Annotated in this window: 12 protein-coding genes; 8 read left to right on the top strand and 4 right to left on the bottom strand. The window is 72.3% G+C overall.

The genetic code is table 11. The features are described 5' to 3' along the window. Positions 1-34 precede the first annotated feature (34 nt). From AB0M83_RS25550 to AB0M83_RS25525, 6 genes are all read left to right on the top strand, one after another. On the top strand, positions 35-460 hold the full coding sequence (locus AB0M83_RS25550) for a roadblock/LC7 domain-containing protein (protein WP_155545909.1): 426 nt from the start codon (positions 35-37) through the stop codon (positions 458-460). Beyond that, complete coding sequence (locus tag AB0M83_RS25545) at positions 457-828, top strand: DUF742 domain-containing protein (RefSeq protein WP_364520851.1); 372 nt, start codon at positions 457-459, stop codon at positions 826-828. The genes AB0M83_RS25550 and AB0M83_RS25545 overlap by 4 nt, the downstream gene beginning before the upstream one ends. 16 nt (positions 829-844) lie before the next feature. Continuing rightward, positions 845-1,399, top strand: a complete 555-nt coding sequence (locus tag AB0M83_RS25540) for an ATP/GTP-binding protein (protein WP_364520850.1) — start codon at positions 845-847, stop codon at positions 1,397-1,399. A 286-nt stretch (positions 1,400-1,685) separates the two neighbouring features. After that, positions 1,686-2,642, top strand: coding sequence for a hypothetical protein (locus tag AB0M83_RS25535; RefSeq protein ID WP_364520849.1), 957 nt, complete (start codon positions 1,686-1,688; stop codon positions 2,640-2,642). A 48-nt stretch (positions 2,643-2,690) separates the two neighbouring features. Continuing rightward, on the top strand, positions 2,691-3,320 hold the full coding sequence (locus AB0M83_RS25530; protein WP_364520848.1) for a hypothetical protein: 630 nt from the start codon (positions 2,691-2,693) through the stop codon (positions 3,318-3,320). Further along, entirely contained in the window at positions 3,317-4,129 is an 813-nt protein-coding gene (locus AB0M83_RS25525; protein WP_364520847.1) for a hypothetical protein, read from the top strand. The genes AB0M83_RS25530 and AB0M83_RS25525 overlap by 4 nt, the downstream gene beginning before the upstream one ends. An 86-nt stretch (positions 4,130-4,215) precedes the next feature. Here AB0M83_RS25525 and AB0M83_RS25520 read toward each other — a convergent pair whose 3' ends face one another. The 3 genes from AB0M83_RS25520 to AB0M83_RS25510 all read right to left on the bottom strand — a co-directional run bounded on the left by AB0M83_RS25520 (position 4,216) and on the right by AB0M83_RS25510 (position 7,435). Then, positions 4,216-5,670, bottom strand: coding sequence for an FAD-dependent oxidoreductase (locus tag AB0M83_RS25520; RefSeq protein ID WP_364520846.1), 1,455 nt, complete (start codon positions 5,668-5,670; stop codon positions 4,216-4,218). Between the two features lies 1 nt (position 5,671). Further along, positions 5,672-6,589, bottom strand: coding sequence for a diiron oxygenase (locus AB0M83_RS25515; RefSeq protein WP_364520845.1), 918 nt, complete (start codon positions 6,587-6,589; stop codon positions 5,672-5,674). An 81-nt stretch (positions 6,590-6,670) separates the two neighbouring features. Then, entirely contained in the window at positions 6,671-7,435 is a 765-nt protein-coding gene (locus AB0M83_RS25510) for a helix-turn-helix transcriptional regulator (RefSeq protein WP_364520843.1), read from the bottom strand. Between the two features lie 86 nt (positions 7,436-7,521). Between AB0M83_RS25510 and AB0M83_RS25505 the strand changes: the two genes are divergently transcribed. After that, entirely contained in the window at positions 7,522-8,277 is a 756-nt protein-coding gene (locus tag AB0M83_RS25505) for a sulfite exporter TauE/SafE family protein (RefSeq protein ID WP_364520842.1), read from the top strand. Positions 8,278-8,363: 86 nt separating this feature from the next. Beyond that, complete coding sequence (locus tag AB0M83_RS25500) at positions 8,364-9,923, top strand: adenylate/guanylate cyclase domain-containing protein (protein WP_364520841.1); 1,560 nt, start codon at positions 8,364-8,366, stop codon at positions 9,921-9,923. Here the strand turns inward: AB0M83_RS25500 and AB0M83_RS25495 are convergent. Further along, positions 9,920-10,927, bottom strand: coding sequence for an alcohol dehydrogenase catalytic domain-containing protein (locus AB0M83_RS25495; RefSeq protein ID WP_364520840.1), 1,008 nt, complete (start codon positions 10,925-10,927; stop codon positions 9,920-9,922). The two genes, AB0M83_RS25500 and AB0M83_RS25495, sit on opposite strands and share 4 nt — an antisense overlap. Positions 10,928-11,042 lie beyond the last annotated feature (115 nt).

The following is an 11,042-nucleotide window of genomic DNA, read 5'->3' as shown; positions in this document are numbered from 1 at the left end:
AATGTCCACAGAGGAAAGTCAAGGTCTCTGACGCATGAACGAGTACGGGAACCCCAAACCCGATCTCAACTGGCTGCTCGACGACGTGGTCAGCCGCGTGGTCGGCGCGCAGAACGCCATCGTGCTGTCCGCCGACGGGCTGCTGATCGGCAAGTCGGCCGGCATGAGCAAGGACGACTCCGACCAGCTGTCGGCCATCGCCTCCAGCCTGCAGAGCCTGGCCAAGGGGGTGAGCAAGCAGTTCAACCGCGGCCCGGTGCTGCAGAACATGATCGAGATGGAGCGCGGCTACCTGTTCGTCTCGGCCGCCGGGCAGGGCGCTTGCCTCGCCGTGCTGGCGGCGGACAGCGTCGACGTCGAGATGATCGCCTACGAAATGAGCCGCCTGGTCAAACGGGTCGGGGACTACATGGCGTCCGCGCCGCGTGAAGCGGCGCACGTCCTACGGGAGGCCACATGAGCGGGGACGACGGCTGGTACGACGAGGCCGCCGGGCCGCTCGTGCGGCCCTACACGATCACCAGCGGGCGGACGCCGTCCGACGCGGCGCGGCTCGACCTATCGACGCAGGTGATGACCCTGCGCTCGGAGCAGGAGCCGGTCGGGCTGGGTCCGGAGCACGTGGCGATCGTGCAGCTGTGCCGTCACCCCGTTTCGGTCGCCGAGATCGCCGTCTACGTGAAGATCCCGCTGGGGGTCGTGCGCGTGCTCGTCGGCGACCTGATCGAACGCGGGCTCGTGATCACGCGCTCCCCCACCCACAACCCGGCGCAAGCGCCGGACCTCGAAACTCTCCAGGCGGTTCTCGATGGCCTCATCAAGTACTGACCGGACCGGGGCCGACATGGTTCCGACGCCGGTCAAGATCATCGTCGCGGGCGGCTTCGGCGCCGGCAAGACCACCATGGTCGGCTCGGTCAGCGAGATCCCGCCGCTGACCACCGAGGAGGTGCTCACCGAAGCGAGCGCCGGGGTGGACGACCTGTCCGGCGTGGAGCGGAAGACCACGACGACGGTCGCGCTCGACTTCGGGCGGATCACGATCTCGCCGCGGCACGTGCTGTACCTGTTCGGGACGCCGGGCCAGGCGCGGTTCTGGTTCATGTGGGACGACCTCGCGCGCGGGGCGATCGGGACGATCGTGCTCGTCGACACCCGGCGTCTCGAGACCAGCTTCGCCGCCATCGACTTCTTCGAACGCCGGAAGATCCCGTTCGTCGTCGCGGTGAACTGCTTCGACAACGCGCCGCGCTACACCGCCGACGAGATCCGCGAGGCGCTGGTCGTCCCGGATCGAGTGCCCATCGTCATGTGTGACGCGCGTGACAGGGACTCGAGCAAGCTCGCGCTGATCCGGTTGGTCAAGCACGCGATGACCGTGGTGCCGGTGCGGGTCTGAGACCTGCGCTTTGTCCGCTCCCTGTCCGGTCCGGACGACGCCGGTGTCCGATGTGTCCGAGCGTGTCCACCTCGGACACCGGCAAACCCACATGGCGCAATTGGTTGGACCACCCGGGTGCAGCTTTTTAGTTGAGCAAGCATCAAACTGATAGCATCCGCACGTGACGATTCACGTGCCAAGGTTTCCTGAATATACAAGGGAAAACTACCCGGCACAGGGTCGTCTCTTCGGCGACTTCCTGTGCGGGCTCTGGTCTACCGCGTGTGAAGCGCTCGAGGTCCCGGTGGAGCAGTCCGTCCGGACCACGCGGATGCTGCGCGCCCTGCTGCCGCCGTGGGCGCACGAGCGGATCGGGCCCGCGCCGGCCCACCCGTCCTATGTGGCGGACGACGGGTTCCCGGCCGAGATGTCGGTGAACTGGTCCGGGCGGGACCCGGAGCTGCGCGTGCTGTTCGACAGCCTCGGCCACGACGTGGCCGTCCCCACGGAAAGCGGTTCCCGCAGGCTGCGGGAGGTGCGGGAGGTGTTCACGCCGCGCGCCGGCCGCCCGTCTCCCGCGCCCCTGTGGTACTCCATCGCCTGGCGGCCGCCGTCGCGGATCGTCCACAAGACCTACTTCGGGCTCTACCCGTGGCCGCACGCCCAGCGCGAGGCGGCCGTGGCCGAAGCCATGGCCCGGCTCGGCATGGCGGCCGCCTGGGACACCACCCGGCGCCGGGCCGAGGCCGTCGAGGGCGCCCGGGAAATCGAATTCTTCGCGGTGGACCTGGCCGACGAGGCCGAGGCCCGGGTGAAGATCTACTACCGCAACCACGGCGCCGGCCTGGCCGAGGTGAACCGCGTCGCCTCGGTGGCGCTGCGTCACGACGCCGGCGACGCGAGCGCCGCCTACCGGATCCTGGCCGGTGACCGGGAAGACGCCGGTGAGGCGGCCCTGACCTGCCTCGCGTTCCGGTCCGGAGCGGACCGCGCGGCCGAGTCCACGACGTACCTGCGCCTGCCCGATCTCGCGTCGGGTGACGAAGAAGCCGTGGAGCGCACCGCCGCGTTGCTGCACCGCGAAGGCGTCGACCCGGGCCGGTTCCGCCTCCTCACCGCGGCACTGGCACCGGGACCACTGGCCACGACGAAGATCCTCGAGCTGGTGAGCTACCGCACAGCGGGCCGGCGCGGCGACGTCACCACGTACTTCCGGTTCCCGGTGTACGACCGCTCCCTCGCGCCTGTTGATCTTGCTTAGCCTTCCCGGAAAGATGATCTCCCGTCGCACCAAGGTAAGGAGCCGATCGTGACCCAGCAGGACGTCGAGCGCGTAGCCCGCCACAACGAGCAGCGGCAACGGGAGTACGCAACGTCGGAGCTGATCCGGCTGCTGACCGACGCGAGTACCACCGACGAGACCAAGAAAGCGGTGCTCACGTACCTGCAGCCGTGGTCGAACGCCTTCCAGCGGATGATCAGCGCCCGGGTCACCTTCGAGAGCGACCCGGAGCTGCGGGCGCTGGCCCTGGAGCACCAGGAGGAGGAGATCGGGCACGACAAGATCCTGGCCCGCAGCCGCGCGGACGACCGGCAGCTGGTCTGGGACCCGGTCATCGAAGCGGGCGCGTCGTGGTTCGTCGACCAGTTCGCGACCCTGCCCGGCGTGCAGCGCGCGGTGCTGGCGCACCTGGCCCTCGAGGCCGGCAGCCTGGTGTTCAGCCAGGCGGGGACGCGGGCGTTCCCCGAGGACGAATACTTCGACCTGCACGACGAAGCCGACGTCGAGCACCTCGAGATGGGCTACGAACTGTTGCGCCGCCGCGAAGACTGGGCGGTCGACGACGTCGTCGAGGTGCTCGACCGGGCGTGGCAGGTGATCGGCGTCGTCTCCGACCGCATCGCCGAGCGCGCCCGCCGCGATACGGTGGCGGCATGACCTCCACGGACCCGGCCTCGGCCGCTCGCGAAGTCGCCGCCGAAGCCGCCCGCGCGTACCAGGAAGCGTTGGGAGAGCGCCTGATCGGCGCGTACCTGCTGGGCAGCCTGTCCTACGGCGGGTACGCCCCGGCGGCGAGCGACATCGACCTGGCGCTCGTCCTGGCGGACGCGGACGGCTCCTCGATCGCGGACACGACGGCGTCGCTGCAGGAGCGGAGTCCGTTGCACCGCAAGCTGTCGGTGTTCTGGGCGTCGCTGCCGGCGTTGCGCGAAGGCCGCGACGACGGCCGTTTCCCGGCGCTGGACCGCCTGCAGCTGGCCGACCACGGCCGGGTCCTGCTCGGCTCGGACGTCCTCGCGGAGATCGCCCGCCCGGCGGCTTCGGAGCTGCTGCTGGAGAGCGCGCGGTTCGCGATCGCGGTCCTGGCGACGCCCGAGGTGACCGCGGAGTTCCGCGAGCCGCGCCGGCTGCTGGTGGACACGGTGTGGTTCACGAAGGCGGTGCTGTTCCCGGTCCGGTTCCTGTACTCGGGAACGCTGGCCTCCGGTCGCGCGGCGAACAACGACGAAGCGATCGAGTGGTACCTGTCCCGGCCGGACGCCCCCGCGGGTTCGCTGGTGCGGCTGGCTTTGCGGGTCCGGGAAGGACATCCGCTGGACGCCGATGAGCTGCGGCCGGAGCTGGCGGCGGGGCTGGTTCCGCTGTACCGGTACTACATCGCGGACCAGCTGCGGCAGCTGAAGGAGATCGACGCGCCCGCCGACCTGGTGGCGGCGTTCGCCGACTGGGACGAGCGGCTCGGCTGAGCCTTGGCCGGGCCGGCGATGCAGTGAATGACTCATTCCTGGCGTCCGGCGCCAGGAATGAGTCATTCACTGCGACACAGGAGAGCTCATGCCCGGCCGAAGACGCGTGCGCGCCGCCGGGTCCGCAGCCGGCCGGCGACCGCGTCCTCCAGCAGCGCTCCGACCGTCTCGCGGGCGCACGCCTTGTTGGCGCCGATCCCGCCCGAGGGCCCGCGCTTGATCCACCCCGCCACGTACGTTCCCGGCTCGACCCGCCCCGAGACGTTCGGCACGGTCCCGGTGGCGGGGTCGAACGGGAGCCCGGCCACGGGCGCACCGCGGAACCCGGCCGCCCGCACGACGCGGCCGGCGAGGATCTCGACGTCACCCGCGGGGCCCGACACGCGGACACCCCGGACTTCGCGGTCGCCCGTGAACGCGACCGGGGAAGAGTGGAACCGCAGCACGATCCGCCGTCCGTCCGACGGCGGGGACGACCAGTCCACCGTCTCGCGCGGCAACCCCCGCAACCAAGCGGCCTTCTCGTGGCCGCCGTCGATCGCCGCACCGACCCGCGGGTCGTGCGCGTCCACGACGAGGTCGCCGCGGGCCGCCAGCGCCAGCAGTTCCGATCGGGTGTACGCGGCGTCCTCGGGCCCGCGCCGGGCCAGCAGCACGACCTCGCGCACCTTGCTCGACCGCAGCCGGGCCAAGGCCGCGGGCGCGATCCCCGTCCCGGCCAGCGACTCCGGCGAAGCCGTCAGGATCCGGGCGATGTCGAGGGCGACGTTGCCCGTGCCCACCACGACCACCCGCTCGGCCGAGAGGTCCACGGCGGCCGGCGCGATGTCCGGGTGGCCGTTGTACCAGCCAACCACCGAGGCGGCCGGAAGGCTGCCGGGCAGGTCTTCTCCGGGGACATCCAGGCGGCGAGCCTCGGTGGCCCCGACCGCGTAGATGACCGCGTCGTGCCGTCCGGCCAGTTCGGGACCGGCCTCGACGCCGAGCCTCAGCCGCAGGCGGGGGTGGTCGTGGTACCGCGCGAACGTCTCGCCGATCTTCTTCGTCGACGGGTGGTCGGGCGCGACGCCGTAGCGGATCAGGCCGCCGGCCGTCGCGAGCCGGTCGATCAGCGTGACGCGGGAATTGGTGTGCAGCAACAGGTCCTCGACCGCGTACATGCCCGCCGGGCCGGTGCCGACGACCGCGACGTCCAGCGGCGCGAAGTCGCTGGGCAGGACGCGCCCGAAGACCGGCGGGGACCAGCGGTGGAAGTTCGGGGCGGTCGTGGCCTCGGCGAGGACGTCACGGCCCGCGTAGAACTCCGCGTTGAGCTCCTCGTAGACCTTCAGCGGCCCGGTCAGGTCGCCGGCCGGGAAAATCGCGTCGACCGGGCAGGCGTCGGCGCAGGCGCCGCAGTCGATGCAGGTCGCCGGGTCGACGTAGAGCATGTCGGTCGTCCCGAAGTCCGGTTCGTCCGGCGTCGGGTGGATGCAGTTGACCGGGCAGACCGACACGCAGGACGCGTCGGCGCAGCAGGTCTGGGTGATCGCGAACGCCATGTCAGATCAGGTTCGCCCGCTTGTAGAACCACAGCGACGGCTTCGTGAGCAGCCCGGCGGAGTGCAGGAACTCCATCAGCCCGGAGCAGCTCGAGCGCAGCATCGACTTGTGGTGCTCGTTGGCCTTCGCCTCGCGCCGCGCGCGCTTGCCGTCGAGCCCGGCGTTCTCGTACACCTTGGCGTTCCACATGCTGCCGACGATGACGTAGGACGCGATCGCGACGACCAGCGCGTTGACCTGCCGCCGCACCCAGCCGGCGCCCTCGAGCCGCTGCCGGGTCTCCTCGCGCGCGAACTTCATGTGGCGCGACTCTTCGACGACGTGGATGTTGTTGATGGTGCGCACGAACGGGACGACGCGCTCGTCGCGCATCCAGTCGCGCTGCATCACGTCGAGTACCTCTTCGGCGACCAGGATCGCCGCGTAGGCCGCTTCGCCGGTCGCGGTCGCCTTGAAGATCCGGCCGGCCTCGACGACGAACCGGCGTGGTCGGTAAGCGGGCGCGCGCAGCTTCGCCGCGCCGCGGGCGAACATGATCGAGTGCCGGCATTCGTCGGCGATCTCGGTCAGCGCCCACTGGAACGCGGGGTCGGTCGGGTCCTTCGCGTAGAAGTCCCGCAGGATCATCTGCTGCAGGATCATCTCGAACCAGATCCCGGTGCTGGCCACCGACGCCGCCTCCTGGCGGGTCAGCTCGCGCTGCTGCTCCGGCGTCATCTCCGCCCAGTAGGACGTGCCGTAGAGCGTGCTCCACTCCGGGCTCGCGCCGTGGTAATCCGTGTCCAGCGGCGTTTCCCAGTCGACCTCCTTGACGGGGTCGTACGAGAGCTGCTCCGACGAGTCCAGCAGCCGGCGCGCGGTCGTCTCGCGGTCCGAAGGCTCTACGGCCCCCGCTTCGCGTTCGCTGATGCTGGTCATCGCCGACCTCCTCGACAGGTGTTACCCGAGTTCACTGTTACCAACCGTAACACATACTCCATCGAGGGCACACCCGTCGGCTCAGTCGCCGCGGAACTCGCTGGGCGGGACGCCGAGCAGGCGGTGGAACATCGTCGTGAACGCGCCGGGGCCGGCGTACCCGAGAGCGGCCGCGACCTCGGCCACCGGAGTACCCGCCGCCAGCTGCGGCAACGCGTGCAGCACGCCGGCCCGGCGCCGCCACGGCGCGAGCGCGAGCCCGGTCTCGGCACGGAACCGCCGGTGCAGCGTCCGCTCGGCGACGTGCAGCCGCGCGGCCCACACGGACGGCCGGACGTCGATCCGCGGCCCGGCCAGGAACTCGGTGCACAGCCGGCGCAGCGCCGGATCGGCGGGCAGCGGCAGGTCGAGCGGCAGCGGCGCGGCCCGCCGGAGCTCGTGCAGGGCCAGGGTCAGCACGGCCGCGTCCCGGCCGCGCGGCGCGTACCGCGGTTCGACGTCGACCGCTTCGCGGAGCAGCTCGCGCAGCAGCGGCGGCACCTCGACCACCCGGCAGCGGGCCGGGAACCACGGTACCGCCCGGGGTTCGACGTAGAGGCTGCGCGTGCTCACGCCGTCCATCCGCACGGCGTGCGGCACCCCGGCCGGGATCAGCACGGCCCGGTGCGGCGGGACCGTCCACGCGCCGTCGGCCGTGTCGACCCGCATCGACCCGGTGACGCCGTAGAGCACCTGGGCCCGCCGGTGCCGGTGTTCGGCGAGGACGTGGCCGGGCGGGTAGTCGGTGCCGATGGCGACGACGTCGCGATCGAGGTCGTCGACGGTGTCGAGGGGGACGTTGCGCACGGCCTGAGCATAGGTGGCCGAAACTCGGAAGAAAGTGGCTGATCGGCGAATGCCCGCCACCGGTTCGCGCGGTAGCGTCGAGCCACGTGCCCACCCCCTTCACCGTCCTTTTCGGACTCGGGATCCTGTCCGGCGTGACGACCGCGTTGTTCGGCTTCGGCGGCGGATTCGTGACCGTGCCGGTGGTCTACGCCGTCGCCGCCCGCGGGCCGGACGCGATGCACGTCGCGGTCGGGACGTCCGCCGCGGTGATGCTGGTCAACTCGCTCGGCGCGACGGTCACCGTGGTGCGCGCCGGGCGGCTTCGCCGCGAGTACGTCTGGCCGCTGGGCGGGTTCATCGCGCTCGGTGCGGGCCTCGGCGCGCTGGCCGCGACCAGCGTCGCGGACGGGGTGCTGCACGCGCTGTTCGCGGGGTACCTCGCCCTGACCATCGTGGACAGCGTGCTGCGGCGGGGGTTTCTCACCGGCGGGGAGCCGCGGCCGCTGAGCCGCCGCACCGCGTCCGCCGGCGGCGTCGGGATCGGCGCGGTCGCGGCGTTCCTCGGCGTCGGGGGCAGCGTGCTGACCGTGCCGCTGCTGCGCCGCCGCGGCCTGCCGATGAGCGAAGCGACTGCGCTGGCCAACCTGCTGAGCCTGCCGGTCGCGGCGGTGGCGACGGCCGTCTACCTGGCCGCGCCGGGCCCCGCGGCCCTGGACCCGGCGGCGGCGGGCCTGCTGCTCGCGGGGTCGCTGCCCACCATCGCGGTCCTGCGGCGATGGCCGCCGGCCATCCCGGACCGGGCCCACGCGGTCGCTTACCTGGCCCTGCTCGGCGCGGCGCTCGTCACCGTCCTGGTCTGAGCCACTCGTCGGCGTGAACCGGCTCGCCGACCGCAGACGTTTCGGTGTACATTCGTTCACTCAATCGCGTCGATCGGCAGGAACCGGTGCACTCAAGCAGCGACACCCCCACCCGCTCCGGGCCGTTCGGCTCCGGGCTGCTCGGGCCCCTCGACCAGGACGTGACCGTACTGCGCCGCCGCGTCCAGCGCCTGTTGACCGCGACCCTGATCGCCACGAACGTCATCGGCGCGCTGGTGGTCGTCGGGCTCGCGGCGCTGCTCATCCCCGCGCCGGGCATGTCCGGCGACCTCGTGCGGGTCACCGCGGTCGCCGTACCGGTCTACGTCGTGTCCGCGGTCGTGGTCGGCACGCTCTGGGGCACCCGCGGTGCCCTGCGGACCCTGCGCTGGGCCGCCGAAGGACGATCGCCGACCGACGCCGAACGCGTCGCCAGCCTGCGCGTCCCCCTGCGGCTCACGCTCATGCAGGCCGTCCTGTGGGGCGTGGCGACGGTGGTGTTCGCCGCGCTGGCGGTGCTCCGGCAGCCCGCCGTTGCGCTGACCGTGTTCCTCGTCGTCGCGTTCGCGAGCGTCGTGGTGTGCGCGATCGCCTACCTCTTCGGCGAGTTCGCCCTGCGCCCGTACGCCGCGCGGGCCCTCGACGGGACCGCGCCGCCGCGCCCGCTCAGCGGCGGCGTCAACCTGCGGATGCTGCTGTTCTGGTGCCTGGGCACCGGGGTGCCGGTGGCCGGTCTGGTCGTCACGGCGGTGCTGGCCTGGGTGCGCGGCGACGTCTCGACGACGAAGCTCGCGGTGTCGGTGATCGCGCTCGGCCTGGTCGTGCTGTGCTTCGGCCTGCTGGTCACCGTGTTCACCGCCCGTGCGGTGGTCAACCCGATCACGTCGGTGCGGGACGCGCTGGGCCGCGTCCGGGCCGGCGAGTTCGACGTGGCCATCCCGGTCTACGACGGCACCGAGCTGGGCCTGCTGCAGGCCGGGTTCAACGACATGGCGGCCGGGCTGGCCGAGCGGGAGCGGATGCGCGACCTGTTCGGCAGGCACGTCGGGCACGAAGTCGCCGTCGAGGCCATGCGCACGTCCGAAAGCAGCACCGAGCTCGGTGGCTCGGTGCGCACGGTGTCGGTGCTGTTCGTCGACCTCGTCGGGTCGACGGCGCTCGCCGCGAGCCGCCCGCCCGAAGAGGTCGTCGGCCTGCTCAACCGGTTCTTCACGGTGGTGGTCGACGAGGTCGACCGCCACCACGGGCTGGTCAACAAGTTCGTCGGCGACGCGGCCCTCGCGGTCTTCGGGGCGCCGGCGCCGCTCGAGGACCACGCGACGTGCGCCCTGGCCGCCGGCCGCGCGATCGCCCGTCGGCTGGCGCTCGAGGTACCGGACGGCCCGGCAGGTATCGGCGTCGCGACCGGCGACGCGGTGGCGGGCAACGTCGGCGACCCGCGCCGGTTCGAGTACACCGTGATCGGCGACCCCGTCAACGAAGCCGCCCGGCTGACCGAGCTGGCGAAGAACGCGCCGGACCGCCTGCTGGCGTCGTGGACGGCGGTCGAGGCTGCGGCAGCGGAGGAAGCGGCGCGCTGGCGGGCCACCGAGGACGTCACCCTGCGCGGGCGCAGCCGCCCGACGACCCTGGCGTCGCCCCGCTAGCGCCGCGGGTCGACGTGGACCTTCGGGCCTGCGGGGTACTCCCCCGCGAGCACGGCACCGACCTCGCCGAGCCCGACGGTCGCGCCGACGAGCGGGCGGGGGTCGACGGCTCCGCCCGCGTAGGCCGCGATCGTGTCGGCCAGCCCCGGTGACGCGGACAGGACGCCGACGGCCGTGACGTCCTTCAGCACCAGCGCGCGGGTGTCGAGCGGGCTGGGCCGGCCGGACAGTCCGATGTAGACGACCCGGCCAGCCGGTTCGACGAGGTCCACGGCCAGCGCGGGCAGGTCCGCGGCGCCGGTGGCGTCCACGACCGCGTCGAAGGGCAGGTCCGGGAGCGTCGCGCGGGTCCAGACGTGCTCGAAGCCGAGGCCGCGCGCGAAGGCGCCGTCGTCCACGCCCAGGAGGTGCACCTCGGCACCCGCGGCGCGCAGGAACATCGCCGTCAGCAGCCCGATCGTCCCCGGGCCGAGCACGAGGACCCGGTCGCCGGCCCCGGCTCCCGTGGCCCGCGCCGCGCGCAACGCGTTGCCGCCCGGTTCGACGAGCGCGCCGAGCACCGCGTCGACCTCGCCGGGCAGCGCGTGCAGCGACCACGCGGGGACGGCGAGCCGTTCGGCCAGCGCGCCGGGCCGGGCGCCGCGGATCCCGACTTCCTGGCGGTTCTCGCAGGTGTGCTGGTGGCCCCGCCGGCAGCGGCGGCAGGTCCGGTCGCCGAGCATGGTGTCGCCCATGACGCGCCGCCCGAGCCACGCGGCGTCGACGCCCTCCCCCACGGCGGAGACCGTGCCGGCCCACTCGTGCCCCAGCCGCATCGGGTAGGCGGAGTGGCCTTGGTGGAGGTAGGCCATCTCACCGGTGAAGAACTCGACGTCGGTGCCGCAGACCCCGGCCCGTTCGACGTCGACGACGACCTCGCCGGGGCCGGCGAGCGGGACGGGAACCTCGTGGACGGCGCCTTGCCGCGGCCCGGTGAGCACGAAGGCCCGCATGGTCGAAGACATGGCAGCATGCTCGCATCCCCGGCCGCGCGACGATCACCGCGCCCCGCTCGCCGCGGCAGTTATTCGCCCACCCGCCGCGACAGCGGGAAATAACGCGAACCGGGGTGAAAAGAAT

Origin of the sequence: Amycolatopsis sp. NPDC051106, from assembly GCF_040682775.1 — a bacterium.
Classification (GTDB): Bacteria; Actinomycetota; Actinomycetes; order Mycobacteriales; family Pseudonocardiaceae; genus Amycolatopsis.
Note: the sequence above shows the minus strand (reverse complement) of the source record. Positions and strands in the feature narration are given on the sequence as shown.

What these genes read in the sequence shown, in the direction of transcription:
- AB0M83_RS25540 (WP_364520850.1), top strand. Translation starts at nt 845, where the DNA reads ATGGTTCCGACGCCGGTCAAGATCATCGTCGCGGGCGGCTTCGGCGCC.
- AB0M83_RS25520 (WP_364520846.1), bottom strand. Translation starts at nt 5,670, where the DNA reads ATGGCGTTCGCGATCACCCAGACCTGCTGCGCCGACGCGTCCTGCGTG.
- AB0M83_RS25525 (WP_364520847.1), top strand. Translation starts at nt 3,317, where the DNA reads ATGACCTCCACGGACCCGGCCTCGGCCGCTCGCGAAGTCGCCGCCGAA.
- AB0M83_RS25550 (WP_155545909.1), top strand. Translation starts at nt 35, where the DNA reads ATGAACGAGTACGGGAACCCCAAACCCGATCTCAACTGGCTGCTCGAC.
- AB0M83_RS25545 (WP_364520851.1), top strand. Translation starts at nt 457, where the DNA reads ATGAGCGGGGACGACGGCTGGTACGACGAGGCCGCCGGGCCGCTCGTG.
- AB0M83_RS25495 (WP_364520840.1), bottom strand. Translation starts at nt 10,927, where the DNA reads ATGTCTTCGACCATGCGGGCCTTCGTGCTCACCGGGCCGCGGCAAGGC.
- AB0M83_RS25515 (WP_364520845.1), bottom strand. Translation starts at nt 6,589, where the DNA reads ATGACCAGCATCAGCGAACGCGAAGCGGGGGCCGTAGAGCCTTCGGAC.